Source organism: Streptomyces sp. 4F14 (assembly GCF_048159485.1).
Classification (GTDB): Bacteria; Actinomycetota; Actinomycetes; order Streptomycetales; family Streptomycetaceae; genus Streptomyces.
On sequence record NZ_JBLRVY010000015.1, the window covers coordinates 216,235 to 233,294 of the forward strand.

A 17,060-nucleotide genomic window follows, 5' to 3' on the forward strand; every position below is an offset into this window, starting at 1 on the left:
CCCTCGCCCCCGTTCCCCGCCGGAATCCGGGGATCGGGAACCGGCGTGCCGGAACCCTGCGTCGGTCGTGACGACTCGTGCTGCTTCGACCTGTCGGGGGACTCGCCCGCCACCGATGCCTCCTCATATGCCGCACGCCCTGCCGTACGGCCACGAAACGAACCGTGTACCTGGTACCTGGCCACCAACACCCCGCGCCCGGACGGCGCCTCGGCACTGTCCGAACCGTCTACCAGTGTCCTGTGTGGAGCGCTTGGCCCCTGCGGTAGACGAGAACGACATACCTGCTGGTTCCCTTACAAACAGGTCACGCACCCTCGACAGATGAATGTGAGAGGGGTCACCCTGTCTTTCATCCACGCGGGGAGGCATGGATGGGCAGGAGCCGCAGAACTCTTCCGGAAGAGCTTCTGTTGCTGGCGTTGGACCCGACCACGGGTACCACCGCGCAGCCGCAGTCGCTCGACCTCGGTCTGGCCGGAGCGCAGCTAGTGGAGCTGGCGCTGGCCGGACGGATAGCCCCTGACGGGGATCGTATCGCCGTGGTGGCACCACGGCCGACAGGTGATCCGACACTGGACCACGCCCTGGAGCTGCTGCGCCGTCGCGGCGCTCCGGTCCGCGCGGTCCACTGGATCGGCGGACCCCGCCTGGGGCTCCGCCAGACGTACCTCTCGCATCTGGAGCGGTGCGGCATGGTGCATGCCGTGGCCGGCCAGATGTGCGGGGTGCTGCCGACGACTCGCTACCAGGCGACGGACAACGCGATCAGCCGGGAGATCAGGTCCCGGCTGGACTCCGCGATCCGCACCGGCGTTCCGCCGGACCCGCGGACCGCGGCGCTCGCCGCGCTCGCGCACGCGGTCGGCCTCGGCAAGCACCTGTACCCGGGCAACGAGGGTCGTTCCTCGCGCTCCCGGCTACGGGACCTGATCAGGCACGATCCGATGGGCGGCCTCGTGGCGCACGCCGTGATGGACGTCCAGAACGGCGTGGCGGTCCAGCCGCGCCGGCCCGCCCCGGCACCGGCCGGCCGCCAGGCCGCGCCACCCGCCAGGGCGAGCGCGGAAGGGGCCCATGGGGTTCCGGCGCAGCCACGCCGGTCCACCATGGCGCGCGTCGTGGCCCACTGAGCCGCGGGCCGTCGTACGCGCGACGTCTACGCCTACGGTCGCCCTGGTGGCCGTAGCTCTCAGGCAGTGGCTCCGGGGTACTACCTCTGAAGCCGTAGCCCGGGAGTGGTAACTCCGCACCTCACCGGACCCGTTCGGGAGCCGCGCGCACCGCGCGGGGTGGTGTGTCCGTTTCGCCGGTCAAGGCGAGACGGTCCGCCGCCCCGCGCGGACGCATGTCCGAAAACAGGCGCCCCGCCGGGGAGTTGAACACACGGAATCCACCAGTATCCCCGAACTTGCGGACCTCGCTGGCATATCCGGGGTTTCCCAGCGGTAATAAGCACCTTGGTGGCAGTCTGCTCAGCAGCAGATACGCAAAGTATCAACAGGCATTCAGCCGGAGGTGCACATCACATGCCGACCAACACCAATCCCACCGTGCGTCGTCGGCGTCTCGGCCTGGAACTGCGCAAGCTCCGCGAGTCCAAGAACATGACCGCCGAGCAGGTGGCCAAGCGACTACTGGTCTCACAGTCGAAGATCAGCCGCCTGGAGAACGGCCGGCGCAGCATCAGTCCGCGGGACGTCCGGGATCTGTGCGGGGTGTACGAGATCGAGGACGAGCGGATGGTCGAGTCGCTCATGCAGATGGCGCGCGAGTCGCGGCAGCAGGGCTGGTGGTACGCGTTCAAGGACGTCCCGTACAGCGTGTACATCGGCCTGGAGGACGACGCGTCGAGTCTGCGCGTGTACGAACCCCAGCTCGTCACCGGCCTGTTGCAGACCCCCGAGTACGCCGAGGCGGTCGTCCGGGGCGGTGCGCCGGAGTCGTCGGAGGAGGAGATCGGCAAGCGCGTCGAGGTCAGGTTGCGGCGCCAGGGCCGCCTGGGCGAGCAGACGAACTCCGTCACGGGGGAGCTCAAGGAGGCGATCCGGCTGTGGCTGGTGCTCGACGAGGCGTGCCTGCGCCGTGTCGTCGGGGGGCGGCGGATCATGCGCGAGCAGCTGGAGTTCCTGGTGGACCAGGCGAAGCTTCCCCATGTCACCATCCAGGTACTGCCGTTCGGAGTCGGCTCCCACACGGGCATCAACGGCCAGTACGCCATCCTGGAGTTCGCCGAGCTGGCCGACTCCAGCGTGGTCTACATCGAGGGGGTCACGAGCGACCTCTACCTGGAGAAGCCGCACGAGGTGCAGAAGTACTCCCTGATGTACGAGCACCTGAGGGCGCAGTCCCTCAACCCCGAGGAATCGATCAGGATGATCCAGGACCTCGCGAAGGAATATGCGCACTGAAAGACCGCACCCTATAGGGACGTGCGACGACGCATGAGGTGTTCCCGGAATATGTCATCCGAATGGGTGAAGGGCCACCCCGCGCGGTGGAGGGTGTGGGTAGCGTCGAACGAGCCAGCGATCACCTTCGTTGGCGCGAACGCGACTGCTTACCGGAGAGGCCATGGCAATTCTTCTCGGTGCCACCCCCGCGTGGACGACCTCCACCTACACCAACAACAACGGCGCCTGCGTGCGGGTCAGGTCGACCGATGTGCGCGCGCTGGACGTCGGCGACACCAAGGTTCCGGACGGGCCCTCGGTGAAGGTCCACGCGGGATCGTGGACCGCCTTCGTGGAGTCGGTCAAGTAACCAACTGAACAAGCACCACCGAGAGCCCTCTCGACGAGTATCGCCGTCCTTGCCGAGGGGGCTCGGCTTGTGCCCGGGGCAGGTACTAGTACTGGCCCTCCGGTACTAGTACCTGGGGACCGTTCCTAGGCCGGGGCCGTCCCCCGCCGTACGGGGAACGCCACGTCGCACACCGGATCGTCCGGCCCCGCCGCGTCCCAGTCCGCGAAGTACACCTCCCGGCAGGGCCCGTCGTACTCCCACCCCTCCCGCTTCATCCACGCCTCCACGGCCTCGTACGCCGCGAGTATCTGGGGATGAGCCACCTGAGCCTTGGTGACTCGCGTGACCGCCAGCCGCCGGGCGGGCTCCCGGTGGGTACGGGTATGACGGGTACGGGGCTGCCCGGCGACCCAGGCGCGCGCCGCGTCCTCGTCCCCCACAGGTACGCACGCCTCGGCGGGACCGTCGCTCTCCATCGACGACTCCGCGTGGTACGCGACGAAGGGGTGCCCGGCGATACCCCCGCAGGCCGCCGCCCCCTCCTCCAGCCGGCCCAGCGCGGCCGGGATCCACACCGGCAGCTCGTCCGCGAGGACGTGCCGCTTCTCGGTGATCAGCAACTGCTCGGGCACATCCACGAGTTCGACCGCGAACGCCTCGTACGGGTCAGTCATCTCCTGGCTCCTTCCGGTCATACGGCGACGGAGGTAGCCGGCGAGCGCGCGCCGCTCGGCGTGCAGGGACTCTGCCTCGGACCAGTACGCGTCCAGCAGCCCGGCGCCCTGCGCGCCGTCCGCCTCGACGACCGCGGCGACCCGGGCGAGCGGCATGTCCAGGCGGCGCAACAGGGCGACCAGGCGGGCGCGTTCGATCTGGTCGGCGCGGTAGTAGCGGTAGCCGCTCGCCGCGTCGACGTGCGCCGGGGTCAGCAGACCCAGCCGGTCGTACAGCCGCAGCGCCTTCGCGGACAGCCGTGAGCGTGCCGCGAAGGCGCCGATGCCGATGAGTCCCTCGTCCATCCCGCCATCCTCCGTCACCGGGCGGGGCCGCCCGGTGCGAGGAGGCTCGGGTCTGCCCCTGGGGGAAGGTCAAGGGAGGGAGTACCGAGGTATGTCGTACCCGGGTACGTCAGCCCGCGAGCTGAGCCTCGACCGCCCCGACGACGTCCGTCGACTCCGGCTCGGTCTGCGGGGAGAACCGGGCGACGACGGAGCCGTCCCGGCCGATGAGGAACTTCTCGAAGTTCCAGCGGATGTCGCCGCTGTGCCCCTCCGCGTCGGCGAACCCGACGAGCCGCTCGTACAGCGCGTGCCGCTCGTCCCCGTTCACCTCGACCTTCTCGGTCATCGGGAACGTCACGCCGTACGTCGCGGAACAGAACTCCGCGATCTCCTCGGCGCTGCCGGGCTCCTGGCCCATGAACTGGTTGCACGGGACGCCGAGGACGGTGAAGCCCTGGCCCGCGTACCGCTCCTGGAGCTTCTCCAGGCCCGTGTACTGGGGGGTGAGCCCGCACTTGGAGGCGACGTTCACGACGAGGACGACCTGACCGGTGTACTGCCCGAGGTCCGCGGAGCCGCCCTTGAGGGCGTCGATCTCGACCTGGAGGGGGGAGGTGGCGTTGTTAGTCATGCTTCGGATGCTAACTCCGTGGGGTTACCTCTTGCGGGTGAGCGCATCCCCCAGCCCCGTCCGCACGTACAGCACGGACCTTCCCACCCGCCGCCGCTCCACCAGCCCCGCGTCCCACAGCACCCGCAGGTGCCGCCCGACCGACCCGAGCCCCTGCCCGGTGACGGCGACGAGCTGCGTCGTACTCAGGGGGTACTCCAGCAGGACGAGGACCCGTGCCCGCCCGGTCCCGAGCAGCGCCTCCAGTGCCCCGGCCCGCTCCACCTCCCGTTCCTGCGCCAGTACCCCCGCGCAGGGATAGACGACCGCGTACCGCGAGGACTCCTCCCACGAGACCCACCCGGTCTGCGGGGTCACGGGGACGAGGACCAGCTCCGCGCCGGAGATCTCGCGCGGCGGATACTCGTGCCGGTTCACCTGGAACGTGCTCTCGCCGAGCCAACGGGTCCCGGGCCGCAGCGAGTCGAGCACGGCCGCCCACCCGCCCCGGCTCACCTGGCCCAGCCGTACCGCGATGTCCGCTTCGAGGACGCGGCGCCGCCGCTCCCAGGAGGGCTGGACGGTCTCCTCCCACACCCACTCCAGGAGGCCGGCGGCCCGGCCCGGCAGGTCGTCCCGCACCAGTGCCTCAGGCAGCTCTCCGGCAAGGGACATCCGCAGATGGGCGTGGGACTCGGCGACCCCCGCACCCCGTACCCGTAGTACCTCGGTGGCGAAGTCCTCTCCGCCCCGGGGTGCAGGCGTCAGGAAGTCGGCGATCCACTCCCGCCCGAGCCCCGCCTTCACGAGCAGCCCGGTGACGGGATCGGCGGCGAGCCGTGCCCGGTACACCGGCAGGTGCGCGGCCAGCCACCGGCTCTCCCCGGGGTGCCGCCCCACCCCGGCGTGCAGCAGCTTCAGCGCGGCGAAGGTCTCGGCGAGCGGCGACACCACGAACCGGCTCCGGGCGAGCGTGTCCGCGTTGACCTGCCACAAGCCCACCCGTCACTCCCCAGCGGTAGCCCTTCGGTACGACCTTTCGCGCACCCGCGAAACAATAACCACCCCGCCCGGGCCGCCCCGAGACTCCGTCCATGACCGGCGACACCACCGAGACCGCTCCCGCCACCGGGTACGGATCCCTCTTCACGACCCCCGAGTTCACCCCGCTCTTCCTCTCCTCGGCGGCCCACGTCGCCGCCCAGACCCTCGCGGGCCTCGCCCTCGGCACCCACGTGTACCGCGAGACCAACTCCCCCCTCCTCTCCGCCCTCAGCATGTTCGGCCCCTCCCTGGCCCAGGTCCTCGGCGCCACGTTCCTGCTCTCGGGAGCCGACCGCCTCCGCCCCCGCGCCACCCTCGCGGCCCTCTCCCTGGCGTTCGCGACGACGACGGCCCTCGTCGCGCTCCCCGGCCTCCCGCTGGGCGCGGTGTTCGCCGTGCTCCTCCTCCAGGGCCTGGTCGCGGCGCTGGGCGGCGGAGTCCGCTGGGGCCTGCTCAACGAGATCCTCCCCAACGGCGCCTACCTGACCGGCCGTTCCCTGTTCAACATGATGAACGGCCTGATGCAGATCGGCGGTTACGCGACCGCCGGCCTGCTCCTGACGATCGTCAGCCCGCCCCAAGTCCTCGCCCTGGCCGCCCTGTTGTACGTCACCTCCGCGGCGGTCACCCGAGCCGCCCACGCCGAACGCCCGCCCCGCACCACCGGCCGCGCCACCCCGGCGGAGACCTGGCGCACCAACGCCGAGCTGTGGTCCGCCCGCCCCCGCCGCCTCACCTACCTCGGCCTGTGGATCCCCAACGGCCTGGTCGTGGGCTGCGAATCCCTCTTCGTCTCCTACGAACCCGGCGCCGCGGGCACCCTGTTCGCCTGCGCGGCGCTCGGCATGCTGATCGGCGACGTGACCGTCGGCCGCGTCCTCAGGCCCGCCGTACGGCGCCGGGCGGTGACCCCGCTCCTGCTGCTCCTGGCCGCCCCCTACGCCGTCTTCGCGTTCCACCCGCCGCTCCCGGTCACCGCGACGGCCGCGGCGCTCGCGTCGATCGGCTTCGGCGCGAGCCTCGCCCAGCAGGAACGGCTGATGGAGCTGACGCCCGATCAACTCAGCGGCCATGCCCTCGGGTTGCACTCCTCGGGAATGCTCGCGCTCCAGGGACTGTCGGCGGCGGCAGCAGGATCGCTCGCCCAACTCGCAGGTCCGGCACGGGCGATGGCCGTCCTGGCAGCGATCTCCGTCGCCGTCACCGCCGCCCTGCACCTGGCCGACAACGGGCGTCGGATCCGGCACTGACGAGGAGGAACCAGGAGCCCCCGGCGAACGAACGGAGTCTCCTGGATGAGCGGCGCGCTGCGAGACCTCCTGGTGAACCTCTCCTCGGCGTCGCTCGCGTTCGCGGCGGGCCGGCCCTTCGGCAAGGTCGGTGACCTGTGGCGCTGCCGGGACAACCGGGGCTTCTGGAAGCCGTTCACGGCCCACGGCCTGAAGAGCGCTCGGCCTCGTGGGCGGGACGTCCTGGCGCTCCACGAACTGCGCCAGCAGTTGCAGCGCACGGGAGTCGGACACCTCCCGCTCACCCCGAGCCACCACCTCACGGGCCTGGAGAGCCGGGGCGACCTCATCCTCGCCGGCAGCTTCGCCTTCGGCACCAGTGCATCGGCCTCAAGGGGCTGCGGGAACTCGCCACGGGCGCACGGAGAACGACGGGGGCGGCGTAGGGGAGGCGGCGGAAAGGCCCGGCGGAAGCGGCCGCACCCAGGGACCGGCCCGCAGGCGGCCGCCGCGCCAAGTAACCGGCCCCGCAGAAAGCCGCCGCGACCGTCCGGACGCCGCCCCTTGCAGCCGGCCACCGCGAGCATCACCGCCCGACCCCTCGCCCCCGACCCCCTCACCGCTCCTCCGGCACACCCCCCTCCAACAGCCGCTCCCCGATGTCGTCCGCCCACAACTGCGCCCACCTCCGCAGCCGCCCCACGTCCGCGCACCCCGTGAACTCCGTGTCGTCGAGCCACTCCGAGCGGATCAACCGTCCCTGGAGATCGGGGAGTTCCAGGCCGTCGCGGCTGTGCCTGCGGCCGAGTTCCTCCAGTTCCGGCCAGCTCCAGAGATCCGCGCCGGCGGCGACGCGGGCGAGATCGCGGCCGTACCCGCGACGGACGAAGTCGCGGACCGTGACCCCCATGGCGTCGGGAAGGGCGAGCGCGAGACCGGACGGGGTCTCCACGGGAGGCCGGCAGAAGACCTCCTTGCAGAGGGAGACGGAGACCTCCGCCGGGCCACCGGAACCACCGACCGACGCCGGACCACCGAAGCCGCCAGCCGCTTCCGGGGCACCGAAGTCGCCGGTCAACGCCGGGCCACCGAAGCCACCTCCCACCACCGGGTCACCGAAGCCACCGATCGACGCCAGGCCACCGAAACCACCGCCCACCTCCGATTCACCCCACCCCCCGACCACCAGCCGAGCGAACAGCGGCCCCTTCTCCGCAACCCGCGCCTCCCACCCCAACTCCCCCAACCCGACAGCCACTTGGGAGGCGATCCACTCCAGCCGCGCCGGATGCTCCGTGGCCACCCCGACCCCCCGCGACCACCCCACCACCCCATGCGCACGCAACGCGCAGCCACCCGTCAGGGCGAGCGGATACGGCGCCCCGACGGCCAGGACATCGGCCGCCAGGGACCGTCCGGTGAACATGGCTGGATTATGCCGGGCGGACATGCCCACCCGCGGGGCGCACGACCAGCGCAACGCTCCTCACCGGCAACATCGGGCATTCCACGGGCACTTGACGCACTCGGCACCCGCCCTGACCATGAGCCCATGAACGCGATGTCCGACGAGATCGCAGTCATGCTGTCCGCCGACCGGCAGGAGGAGGCGTACCGCCACCACCGAGAGCTCTTCACCCAGCCCCTGTTCGCACAGGACTGGCGGGCGAGGCCGACGGACCCGGGGCGGCGTGCCTACGAACGGTATCTGCGGCTGCTGCCCCGGCTGCGGCCCATGGAAGCGGCTTTCGACGTCCGCGAGTTGGTCACGCTGCACGAGTGGGCGACGACGGTCGACCCGCACCTGGCGCTGCTGCTGAGCGTCCAAGTCAACCTGGCGCTGGGCACGTTGACCGAGTACTCCCCGCTGTCCGGCGAACCCGAACGCACCCGCCGCCGCATGCTGGAGGGCCGCGCGGTCGGCAGCTACGTGGTGACCGAACTGGGCCACGGCAGCGACCTCAACAACGTCGAGACGATCGCCGAATTCGACCAGGACACACGGGAGTTCGTGCTCACCACCCCGTCCTCGACGGCGGTCAAGTTCATGTCCAGCACCGCCCCGCCACCGCTCGCCGGCGTCGCCCGCTTCGGCATCGTCCTGGCCCGCCTCAGGCTCTGGGGCGAGGACCGGGGCCCGTACGCCTTCCTGGTCCACCTCACCGCCCCCGACGGCACGGTCATGCCCGGAGTGACGGTCCGCCGCCTCCCCGACAAGCCGGTCCTCGGCATCGACAACGCGCTGACCCGCTTCGACGGCGTACGTATCGGCCTCGACTGCCTCCTCTCGCCCGAGGGCACCCATGTCACGCCCGAGGGCGAACTCGTGGAGCCGCTCCCCGACACCAACCGCACCTGGCGCGCGATCAGCAGGGTCCGCACCGGCCGGATCGCCGCCGCGGCGATGGCGGCCGCGGCGGCCCGCGCCGCCCTCTCCATCGCCGTACGCCACGCCTCCCAGCGCGAGATCGAGAGCAAGGCGGGCGGCCGGATCCCCCTCGCCCACGTCCGCTCCCACCACGGTCGCCTCCTCGACGCCCTGGCGGACACCTACGTCGCGACGCTCGCCGTCCGCGAGGCGGCCTGCGCGTTCGCCGGGATCCCCGACGAGTACGCCTCAGGGGTGACGGACGAGATAGCTCTCACGAAGTACTTCGTCACGACCGTCGCCGCCCGCGCCTGCGACGAGGCCCGCGACCGGCTGGGCGCGCAGGGCGCGTTCGCGCACAACCGCGTCGTGGAGTACCGCGCGCTCAGGGACGCGGTGACGACGGCGGACGGCGACAGCCACGTGGGCGCCCTGCACGCCGCGTACCGCCGGCTGGCTCTTCCGGAGGAGAAGGGGACGACCCGCTGGGACCCCGCCCGGCCCTGCGGCGCGGACAGCCCCGGACTGTGGCTGCGCTGGCTCGCCGTACGTGAGGAGTACCTCCACCGTAGGGCCCGCCACCTCCACGCGACGTCCGGCGGCGATGCCCAGGTCCGCTGGGACCGCACCGCGCACGCGGCGCTCGCGGCGGCCGAGGCGCACACCGCGTACCGCGCCGCCGACGCCCTGGCCCGCCGTACGGACGCCGTCTCCGACGCGACCCGCCGGGTCCTGGACGACCTCCTGACCCTGTTCGCCGTACGCCAATGCCAGGCGCACGGCGCCGACTTGCTGCCGGACGGGCCCTTCCCGGCGCTGACGGAACCGCTGCCGGCGGTCGCCGACCGCCTCCACGACCGGCTCGCTCCGCACCTGCGCACCCTCACCGAGGCGTTCGAGCTGCCGACGGGTCTGCTCGGCACCCCCTTCGAGGCGCCGGAGGGCTTCGTCTCGCACTACGCCCGCGCCCTGGACCCGGCGGGGGAGTGAGCCGCGGGACCGGCACTCAGTGACACCCGAAGAGTGAGGTTCGGCAGGGTCCGGGGTGGGCATGACGGCCGGGAAAAAGAGTGAGCGGGGACTCGGCCGAACCAGGGAGCGCGCGCGGCGCCTAGCACGATCATCAGACATGCCTCGCGCGCCGTTCCCGCACGCCCCCGTGCACCCGAGATCGGCAACCGGCCCTTGGATTAGGTCGGCGCGGGTTGTTGCATGGGTGCCTTCCAGCACCCCTACGACCTCGGAGTTTTCCCGATGACTACCGCCACACTCGCGCCCCTCTCGCCCGTCCTCGCGTCGGACAGCCCGTTCGTTCGGCGCCTCCGTCGTATGAGCGGTCTGAAGGCGATCCAGGAGTCCGCGGCGCACGGCACCGGGTTCTTCCCGTTCAGTGACGGGCTCGGTGTCCGGGTCCAGATGGCCGAGCGCGGCCGGGTGATCCTGAGTGCCACCCCGACGGACGGCCACAGCAGCTGGCCCGGCTTCACGCACGGCGGATTCACCGCGACCCTGTGCGACACGGCGTGCGCGCTGGCCGCGCTGTCGACCGTGCGGCGCGGCACCAAGGCCGTGACCGGCAACTTCAGCATGAACCTGCTCCAGCCGGTGCCCGCGGGCAGCTTCCGGATCACCTGCGTGGGCAGGGCGACCCAGACCCAGGGCCCGCGCATCCTGGCCCACGCCGACGTCACCACCCCCGACGGCACGCTCCTGGCCCACTCGACGGCCCTGTTCCTCACGAAGGACCTGATGGCGTAGTCCCCCCCCGACACTTTCTCCTCGCCTCCCGCAGCCGCAGGCACGCCTCACCCGGCGTCCTGCGGCTTTCGCATGCCCTCATCTCCGGCGAAAATAGCGCTCGTTACGCGAATCAACGACACGAGCTACGCCAACGGCACTGAGTGCACACCGATTTGGGCGCGGTCCTTCCGGTGGAATGTCCCCGAAGGCTCGGACCCCCCGACTGCCCGTATGGCCGTAGCGAGTTGCTCCAACTCAGGGAGCACGGGTGCGGCCGAAATTTCCAACGTTCGGCGGAAGGCCCCAGGAAGGCTTCAGCCGCTTCTGCGCGCGGCCTTGTCGAGATGACTCTTCAGCGTCGTCGTCAGCGGCACCGTGTCGAGAGAGGTGAAGAACCGCGGTACCGCATGACCCGGCAGCCGGTTGGTGCACCAGGACACCAACTCCCCTTCGGACGCGTCCGATACGACCTCCGCGGCCACCACGGACCCGACGAACGGCGCGGTCCGCGCGAACACCCGCGCCCAGTGCACCTCGGGATGGGCGAGCAGCACGTCCCGCACCTGCCCGGCGGAGAGCCTCAACCCGCCCACGTTCAGCTGGTCCTGACCCAGCCGTCCGCTCAACGCCACACGTCCGCCCACGAATTCGGCCCGGTCGCTGGTCGCGATCCACTCCGGCACCCCGTCCGCGCCGTGCACGGGACGGACGTACAACTGCCCGTCCCGCACCCGTAGTCCGGGCTTCGTGCCGTCCGTGCGCTCCAGCCACTCCACCGGGAAACCGGCCTTCCCGTCGTGCACGACGACACAGGCGCCGGCCTCGGTGGAGGCGTAGATCCAGGTGATCCGCGCGGCGGGGAACACGCCCCGCAGCCGGTCCAGGAGCGGCTGGTCCACCGGCTCGCCGCCCAGCGTGATCTGCCGGGGCCGGAAATCCGCGAGCCCCGGATCCGCGGAGGCCAGCGCGAGCCGCCAGAACGAGGGCGTCGCCGACACCGCGTCCACGCCCTCCGCGAGCGCCACCGGCAGCCACTGGTCGGGACGCGGCCCCGACGCGGTCACCAGGTCCTGGCCGGGGAACGCGAGGCTGAGCGCGACGAGTTGCCACCAGGCGTACGTACCGGGGGAGTAGGGCAGCAGCCAGCGGTGCGGCGGCGGGGGGCCGGCCAGCGTCGTCAGCGAGGAAAGGGTGTGCGCGAGCAGCCGGGGCCGGCCCGCGCTCCCGCTGGTCGTCAGCCAGATCCGGCCGGGCCGCGCCGGGCGTCCCTCGGCGAACCGCCGCAGCTCCTTGCAGAGCGTCTCGTCGACCCGCTCCCGGGCGACGACCAACAGCTCACCGGGGTTGCCGAGATGGGCGCGGGCGGCCGTGAGCGCGTCGAGCTGTCCGTCCGCGAGGACGACCGTGCGCCGCTCCAGCGGCGGCGGGTCCAGCCGCCACCAGGTCCCCCGGAACCCCTCGCACACGATCCGGTTCTCCAGCGGGTCCGTCGCCCTGCGGCCTCGGCGTTCCCCCGGAGCGACGCGTCTCTGCGGCATCCCACGACTCCTTCAGGCCACACCGGTTCCCGGGAACAAGGCGTCCCCCGCCACACCTATCCCGTAGTACCCCTCCCCCGGGAGGCGTACGGCAGGCGCTCAAGTGGCAACCGGCCCCCGGCCACCCCCTCAGATGCCCCCGCCTCACCCGTCCGCTGGATTGCCGAGGACGGCCGATGACCCGGCGCGGCGGCCGGCAGCCGCCCCGCCGGGGTACCGCTACGGCGCCACCGCGCGCCCGGTCGACGGCGAGATCGTCCCCGGACACAGGCCCCGCGACGCGAGGTTCTGCGCGATCCGCGGGATCGCCGCGCGCGTGTTGGCCGGACCGTCGTGCATCAGGATGACCTGGCCGTTGGTCATCCGCCCGACGGCGGCCACGATCGCGTCGGTGCTCGCGTTGTTCCAGTCCTGCGAGTCGACGTCCCAGATGATCTGCCGCATGCCGTACTTGGCCGCCGAGGACTGCACGGTCGCGTTGGTCGCGCCGTACGGCGGACGGAACAGCCGGGGAGTGCCGCCGCCCGCGTTCGCGATGGCCTGCTGCGCGCGCGACAACTCCGAGTCGACCTGGGCCGGCGAGAGCTGGGTGAGGTTCGGGTGGGAGTAGCTGTGGTTGGCCACCCACATCCCGGCCGACACCTGCGCCCGCACCTGCGCCGGGTAACTCGCCGCGTTCTGCCCGGTGTTGAACATCGTGGCCCGAAGGCCGTTGCCCCTCAGGGAGTTGAGCAGGGCCTGCGTGTTCCCGGTGGGTCCGTCGTCGAAGGTGAGACCGACGTACCCGGAGCACGCGGCGGCCCGCGCGGCGGTGGCGTCCACCGCGACCGCGCCCGTCAGGGCCAGCGCGGCGGCCGTCACCGTGGCCGCGAACGGCCGTACGGAGAGCGGCCGTACCGAGAGCTTCACGTCGACTCCCCTCAGTTCACCGTGATGTTGGAGTTGCCGCTGCTCTGGTATCCCTCGGTCGCCATGATCATGTAGTAGTTGAACGAGCCGAGCCGCATGCCCGCCCGGCCCCAGGCGTCGAAGTGGTTGCCGGTCGTGATGGTGCCGCCGGTGCGCCTCTGCTGCCGGACGCTCCAGTACTGGTTGAAGGTCTTGACGCCTTCCACGGACGGGGCGTTGTAGCGCGTCGTCTGGTAGATGTCGTACGTGCCGCCGTCGCTGTTCACGGTGCCCTTGTAGGTGCCCGTCGGGCGGTACGTGCCCCAGTTGTCGACGATGTAGTACTCGACCAGCGGGTTGGCCGTCCAGCCGTACAGCGTGAGGTAGGAGTTGCCGGACGGGTTGAAGCTGCCCGAGTAGCTCACGGTCCTGCGGCTGCCGTTGCTCCAGCCCTTGCCGGCCACGAAGTTGCCGGTGTTGCGCCACGAAGTGCTGTAGTTGCCGCCGTTGTTGAGGGTCATCGAGACGGTGCCCTGCGAGTCCGTCCAGAACGAGTAGTAGTAACCGCTGTTGGTGCCGGTCTGGTTGGTGGTGACGACCGTCGCGGCGTGCGCGGTGCCCGGCATGACGAGGGCGATCAGCGCGGCCAGGGCGGTGGCGCAGACGGTTGCTGCGAAGAGCCTGAAGCGGCTGAGAGGGCCGCTGCGTGCGGGTGCGGCGTTCATGGCGTGCTTCCTCCTGGTCCTCCAGAGGTAAGGGTGCCTGACGGGGGACAGTGTTGGTATGGCCCCGTCAACTGTCAACAGTTTCGGCAGGCAGCCCGAAACATTCGCTCACTACATGCCTGATCAGCGCGCGTAGCGCAGAGGTGACGCGACCATCAGCCCCAGGTCACGAGTCACTGGTTCCGAATGTTTCGCTCGACTTCCGGTCAGTTTTTACCCTCTGGAAGCCCTTCTGGAAGCCCCTCGGGAGGCCCTTGGGGAAGCCCCCGCCCACGCTCCAGGAGCGCCTGCACCACCGCCGCGATGTCGTCCCGCCCGAGCGGGGTGTCGTCGAAGAAGTTGTGCAGCGTGAACCCCTCGACCAGCGCGTCCAGCGCCCGCGCCGTCAGCGGGTCGAAGTGCCGGGCCAGGGCGTCGCGGCTGGCCCGCATCCAGCTGTTGAGGACCGTCCGCAGCGCAGGGGTGCGCGCCGCGAACGCGTACAGCTCGAACGTCAGCAGCGGATCGCGGTCGCTCGTCCACAGTGTGCCGCTCATGATGTCGACGACCGCGTCGCGGGCCTCCTCGGGGGTGCGGGCCGCCTCCAACTGGGCGCGGTAGTGCGCCGACACGGTCTGCGCGAGGCGTGTGAACGCCTCCGTGAGGAGCTGGTCCAGATCGGCGAAGTAGTACGTCACCGAGCCGAGCGGGACGCCCGCGGCGGCGGCGATCCTGCGGTAGGTGACACGGATCGCGCCCTCCGCGGCGACCACGTCCAGGGCCGCGGCGAGGATGAGATCGCGGCGGGAGGCGGGCGGGGCCGTGCCCTCAGGAGTCATGCCCTCAGGAGTCATGTCTGAAATCGCTTTCTGCCGCTGTGAGCAGCCATGTACATTTGTCCAAACCGGTGGGCGAGGAGGCCCGCCCGGAAGCCGACCCGCACCCACGAAAGATGCATTCTCATGGATCAGGCCGTGCGCAGGCGCCGCCGGGCGCTGTTCGTCTTCTTCCTGCTCGCCGGGATCGCGATGTCGTCGTGGGTGACCCGCACCCCCGCGATCCGCGACCGGCTCGACGTGTCCACCGGCCAGATGGGCCTGGTCCTCTTCGGCCTCTCCCTCGGCTCGATGCTGGGCATCCTCTGCTCCGGCCGCCTCGTCTCCCGCTTCGGCACCCGCCCGGTGATCATCGGGGGTACGGCCGTCCTCGTCACCGGCCTCGCGACCGTCGCCCTCGGCGTCCTCGCCTCGTCCACCCCCCTCGTCACCCTCGGCCTCTTCCTCTTCGGCTCCGGCATCGGCGGCGGCGAGGTCGGCATGAACATCGACGCCACCGACGTCGAACGCCTCACCGGCATCACCACCATGCCGACCCTCCACGGCTGCTTCAGCCTCGGTACGGTGCTCGGCGCGGGCGTCGGCATCGCGGCAACGGCACTGGACGTACCGGTGCAATGGCATCTCGCCGGCGCAACCGCCGTATCCGTGGCGCTGCTTGTGTACGCGATCCCGGCGATCCCCGCCGGAACAGGGCGAGTTGAGACCGCCGGCGCCTCGGAGACCGGCCGCCCCCGGACGGCCGTCTGGAAGGACCGCAAGCTCGTCCTCATCGGCGCGATCGTGCTCGCCATGGCCCTCGCCGAGGGTTCCGCCAACGACTGGCTGCCCCTGATCATGGTCGACGGCCACGGCATGGACGAGGCCGCCGGGTCCCTGGTGTACGCCGGTTTCGCCGCGGCCATGACCCTCGGCCGCTTCGGCGGCGGCTACTTCCTCGACCGGTACGGCCGTGTCGTCGTCGTCCGCGCCAGCGCCGTGTCCGGCGCCCTCGGCCTGCTCCTCGTCATCGTCGCCGACAGCGCCGTCGTCGCCGGGGTCGCCGTCCTCCTGTGGGGCCTCGGCGCCTCCCTCGGCTTCCCCCTCGCCCTCTCCGCCGCCGGCGAGTCCGGCCCCGACGAGACCGCCCGCGTCAGCCTCGTCGCGATCATCGGCTACCTCGCCTTCCTCGTCGGCCCCCCGGGCCTCGGCTTCCTCGGCGAACACGTGGGCCTGCGGCCGGCCATGACCGTCGTCCTGGTGTGCGTCGGGTGTGCGGCGTTCCTGGCACCGGCGGTGGACACGCGGGGGCGGCGGCGGGAGGCGGTGGGGGAGGGGGTGTGAGGGGTGGCTCCAACTCCCCGGCGAGGCAAAGACAGCGACGGAGCCGCCGCCGACAGGTCAACCACGACCGTGACCGAGGCCGAGCTGCTCGGCGAAGGCCGGTTCGACGGACTTACCGTCACCTCCAAGGCCCTCGAACGCCCCTGAACCGGGAGACCTGGGACCCTAGCCCTCATCGACCGGTGACCGGAGCCTTGCCGGGCGGTACTGAGCAGCGAGTGGCTCGGACCTGGCCGAGGTCGATCTCCACCGGGAAGGGGGCCGCTGCCTTGAGGACGCCGGTCGCGGCCTGCTCGGTCCGCCAGTAGAAGCCGATGCCTGCCCTGGCGTACTGGTCGGCCTTCACGATCCGGTCGGTCGTCTCCGATCCTGGTGACACCACCTCCGCGACCAGCAGCACGTGTTCGGGGCGGGTGGGGGTGATGTCGATCGTGTCGGCGCGGTACACGATGACGTCCGGGCGCCGATCGGTGAGCGGGACGCCCTGAAGCCGGACGGCGAAGCCGGTGTCGGCGTTCCACTCCGGTCACGTCGGTGCGGTAGCCGGGCAGGAGCCGTACGCCGACGCGCGCGGCTTCGTTGCCCTCCGCAGCGCGGATTCCCTTCCTCAGCCGCCTCGAAGAGTGGTGAACCTCGGCTTCGGAGGGCGGAGTTGCGCCGCTGCGGTACCGCCGTACCCCACCTCGCCAGGCATCGGCGCCTACGACTCGGCGAAATGGCGACGCGCCGCGCGTGCTCGAAATTCTGGACGCCGATGAGACCAGGGGTTCGTGAGCGATCACCGAGGCGGCGGCCCGGCTTGTACCCGGAATCCGTGCCGGATGATGCGGATCCGACAGGAGGAATTCAGGAGATCAACTTCCCGTCCGCTCAGGCAAACGGCCCCGGACGACGAGTCCGGAGCCGGGTGGATGTTCTTCTCCGGGGATGAAAACCCCAGGTCAGAGTGGTAATGCGCTGTGCCCCCGGGCAGATTCGAACTGCCGACACCCGCTTTAGGAGATCGCGTAAAGCGATCATGAGACTCGCCGAGC

The 17,060-nt window shown here is 71.1% G+C and carries 15 protein-coding genes and 1 pseudogene; 7 read left to right on the forward strand and 9 right to left on the reverse strand.

Annotation, left to right across the window (positions count from 1 at the left end; genetic code table 11):
* Nucleotides 1–374: 374 nt before the first annotated feature.
* From ACLZOT_RS26270 to ACLZOT_RS26280, 3 genes are all read left to right on the forward strand, one after another.
* Nucleotides 375–1,133: a GOLPH3/VPS74 family protein gene (locus tag ACLZOT_RS26270; protein ID WP_416971524.1), complete on the forward strand. Its 759-nt coding sequence runs from the start codon at nucleotides 375–377 to the stop codon at nucleotides 1,131–1,133.
* Between the two features lie 396 nt (nucleotides 1,134–1,529).
* Nucleotides 1,530–2,411 carry a helix-turn-helix domain-containing protein gene (locus tag ACLZOT_RS26275; protein ID WP_416971525.1) on the forward strand — a complete coding sequence of 294 codons (882 nt, stop codon included), beginning with the start codon at nucleotides 1,530–1,532 and terminating at the stop codon, nucleotides 2,409–2,411.
* Nucleotides 2,412–2,574: 163 nt separating this feature from the next.
* Nucleotides 2,575–2,763 carry a DUF397 domain-containing protein gene (locus tag ACLZOT_RS26280; RefSeq protein ID WP_416971526.1) on the forward strand — a complete coding sequence of 63 codons (189 nt, stop codon included), beginning with the start codon at nucleotides 2,575–2,577 and terminating at the stop codon, nucleotides 2,761–2,763.
* A gap of 125 nt (nucleotides 2,764–2,888) precedes the next feature.
* On the opposite strand, the gene ACLZOT_RS26285 is transcribed toward ACLZOT_RS26280, so the two are convergent.
* The 3 genes from ACLZOT_RS26285 to ACLZOT_RS26295 all read right to left on the reverse strand — a co-directional run bounded on the left by ACLZOT_RS26285 (nucleotide 2,889) and on the right by ACLZOT_RS26295 (nucleotide 5,358).
* Complete coding sequence (locus tag ACLZOT_RS26285; RefSeq protein WP_416971527.1) at nucleotides 2,889–3,764, reverse strand: MerR family transcriptional regulator; 876 nt, start codon at nucleotides 3,762–3,764, stop codon at nucleotides 2,889–2,891.
* 109 nt (nucleotides 3,765–3,873) lie between these two features.
* Nucleotides 3,874–4,377 carry a glutathione peroxidase gene (locus tag ACLZOT_RS26290; RefSeq protein WP_416971528.1) on the reverse strand — a complete coding sequence of 168 codons (504 nt, stop codon included), beginning with the start codon at nucleotides 4,375–4,377 and terminating at the stop codon, nucleotides 3,874–3,876.
* A gap of 24 nt (nucleotides 4,378–4,401) precedes the next feature.
* Nucleotides 4,402–5,358 (reverse strand): transcriptional regulator, encoded by a 957-nt coding sequence (locus tag ACLZOT_RS26295; protein WP_416971529.1) that lies wholly within the window; start codon nucleotides 5,356–5,358, stop codon nucleotides 4,402–4,404.
* Nucleotides 5,359–5,450: 92 nt separating this feature from the next.
* Here ACLZOT_RS26295 and ACLZOT_RS26300 point away from each other — a divergent pair, with 92 nt between their 5' ends.
* Nucleotides 5,451–6,650, forward strand: a complete 1,200-nt coding sequence (locus ACLZOT_RS26300) for an MFS transporter (RefSeq protein ID WP_416971530.1) — start codon at nucleotides 5,451–5,453, stop codon at nucleotides 6,648–6,650.
* 595 nt (nucleotides 6,651–7,245) lie between these two features.
* On the opposite strand, the gene ACLZOT_RS26305 is transcribed toward ACLZOT_RS26300, so the two are convergent.
* Nucleotides 7,246–8,055: a hypothetical protein gene (locus ACLZOT_RS26305; RefSeq protein ID WP_416971531.1), complete on the reverse strand. Its 810-nt coding sequence runs from the start codon at nucleotides 8,053–8,055 to the stop codon at nucleotides 7,246–7,248.
* 126 nt (nucleotides 8,056–8,181) lie between these two features.
* Here ACLZOT_RS26305 and ACLZOT_RS26310 point away from each other — a divergent pair, with 126 nt between their 5' ends.
* Nucleotides 8,182–9,987: an acyl-CoA dehydrogenase family protein gene (locus ACLZOT_RS26310; RefSeq protein WP_416971532.1), complete on the forward strand. Its 1,806-nt coding sequence runs from the start codon at nucleotides 8,182–8,184 to the stop codon at nucleotides 9,985–9,987.
* 264 nt (nucleotides 9,988–10,251) lie between these two features.
* The gene (locus ACLZOT_RS26315; RefSeq protein ID WP_010350078.1) at nucleotides 10,252–10,755 is read left to right on the forward strand and encodes a PaaI family thioesterase; all 504 of its coding nucleotides are present in this window, start codon (nucleotides 10,252–10,254) and stop codon (nucleotides 10,753–10,755) included.
* A gap of 296 nt (nucleotides 10,756–11,051) precedes the next feature.
* On the opposite strand, the gene ACLZOT_RS26320 is transcribed toward ACLZOT_RS26315, so the two are convergent.
* From ACLZOT_RS26320 to ACLZOT_RS26335, 4 genes are all read right to left on the reverse strand, one after another.
* The gene (locus ACLZOT_RS26320; RefSeq protein ID WP_416971533.1) at nucleotides 11,052–12,275 is read right to left on the reverse strand and encodes an AMP-binding protein; all 1,224 of its coding nucleotides are present in this window, start codon (nucleotides 12,273–12,275) and stop codon (nucleotides 11,052–11,054) included.
* Between the two features lie 219 nt (nucleotides 12,276–12,494).
* Nucleotides 12,495–13,184 carry a polysaccharide deacetylase family protein gene (locus tag ACLZOT_RS26325; protein WP_416971534.1) on the reverse strand — a complete coding sequence of 230 codons (690 nt, stop codon included), beginning with the start codon at nucleotides 13,182–13,184 and terminating at the stop codon, nucleotides 12,495–12,497.
* Nucleotides 13,185–13,195: 11 nt separating this feature from the next.
* Nucleotides 13,196–13,888, reverse strand: a complete 693-nt coding sequence (locus ACLZOT_RS26330) for a glycoside hydrolase family 11 protein (protein ID WP_416971535.1) — start codon at nucleotides 13,886–13,888, stop codon at nucleotides 13,196–13,198.
* 206 nt (nucleotides 13,889–14,094) lie between these two features.
* Nucleotides 14,095–14,721 carry a TetR/AcrR family transcriptional regulator gene (locus tag ACLZOT_RS26335; RefSeq protein WP_416971536.1) on the reverse strand — a complete coding sequence of 209 codons (627 nt, stop codon included), beginning with the start codon at nucleotides 14,719–14,721 and terminating at the stop codon, nucleotides 14,095–14,097.
* 108 nt (nucleotides 14,722–14,829) lie between these two features.
* On the opposite strand from ACLZOT_RS26335, the gene ACLZOT_RS26340 reads away from it, so the two are divergent.
* Nucleotides 14,830–16,026, forward strand: coding sequence for an MFS transporter (locus tag ACLZOT_RS26340; protein WP_416971537.1), 1,197 nt, complete (start codon nucleotides 14,830–14,832; stop codon nucleotides 16,024–16,026).
* A 172-nt stretch (nucleotides 16,027–16,198) separates the two neighbouring features.
* On the opposite strand, the pseudogene ACLZOT_RS26345 reads toward ACLZOT_RS26340, so the two are convergent.
* A pseudogene (locus ACLZOT_RS26345) lies at nucleotides 16,199–16,552 on the reverse strand (Uma2 family endonuclease); the annotation flags it as partial.
* Between the last annotated feature and the right edge of the window lie 508 nt (nucleotides 16,553–17,060).

What these genes read in the sequence shown, in the direction of transcription:
- ACLZOT_RS26330 (WP_416971535.1), bottom strand. Translation starts at nt 13,888, where the DNA reads ATGAACGCCGCACCCGCACGCAGCGGCCCTCTCAGCCGCTTCAGGCTC.
- ACLZOT_RS26305 (WP_416971531.1), bottom strand. Translation starts at nt 8,055, where the DNA reads ATGTTCACCGGACGGTCCCTGGCGGCCGATGTCCTGGCCGTCGGGGCG.
- ACLZOT_RS26340 (WP_416971537.1), top strand. Translation starts at nt 14,830, where the DNA reads ATGGATCAGGCCGTGCGCAGGCGCCGCCGGGCGCTGTTCGTCTTCTTC.
- ACLZOT_RS26310 (WP_416971532.1), top strand. Translation starts at nt 8,182, where the DNA reads ATGAACGCGATGTCCGACGAGATCGCAGTCATGCTGTCCGCCGACCGG.
- ACLZOT_RS26270 (WP_416971524.1), top strand. Translation starts at nt 375, where the DNA reads ATGGGCAGGAGCCGCAGAACTCTTCCGGAAGAGCTTCTGTTGCTGGCG.
- ACLZOT_RS26320 (WP_416971533.1), bottom strand. Translation starts at nt 12,275, where the DNA reads ATGCCGCAGAGACGCGTCGCTCCGGGGGAACGCCGAGGCCGCAGGGCG.
- ACLZOT_RS26285 (WP_416971527.1), bottom strand. Translation starts at nt 3,764, where the DNA reads ATGGACGAGGGACTCATCGGCATCGGCGCCTTCGCGGCACGCTCACGG.
- ACLZOT_RS26290 (WP_416971528.1), bottom strand. Translation starts at nt 4,377, where the DNA reads ATGACTAACAACGCCACCTCCCCCCTCCAGGTCGAGATCGACGCCCTC.
- ACLZOT_RS26300 (WP_416971530.1), top strand. Translation starts at nt 5,451, where the DNA reads ATGACCGGCGACACCACCGAGACCGCTCCCGCCACCGGGTACGGATCC.
- ACLZOT_RS26280 (WP_416971526.1), top strand. Translation starts at nt 2,575, where the DNA reads ATGGCAATTCTTCTCGGTGCCACCCCCGCGTGGACGACCTCCACCTAC.
- ACLZOT_RS26275 (WP_416971525.1), top strand. Translation starts at nt 1,530, where the DNA reads ATGCCGACCAACACCAATCCCACCGTGCGTCGTCGGCGTCTCGGCCTG.
- ACLZOT_RS26335 (WP_416971536.1), bottom strand. Translation starts at nt 14,721, where the DNA reads ATGACTCCTGAGGGCATGACTCCTGAGGGCACGGCCCCGCCCGCCTCC.
- ACLZOT_RS26315 (WP_010350078.1), top strand. Translation starts at nt 10,252, where the DNA reads ATGACTACCGCCACACTCGCGCCCCTCTCGCCCGTCCTCGCGTCGGAC.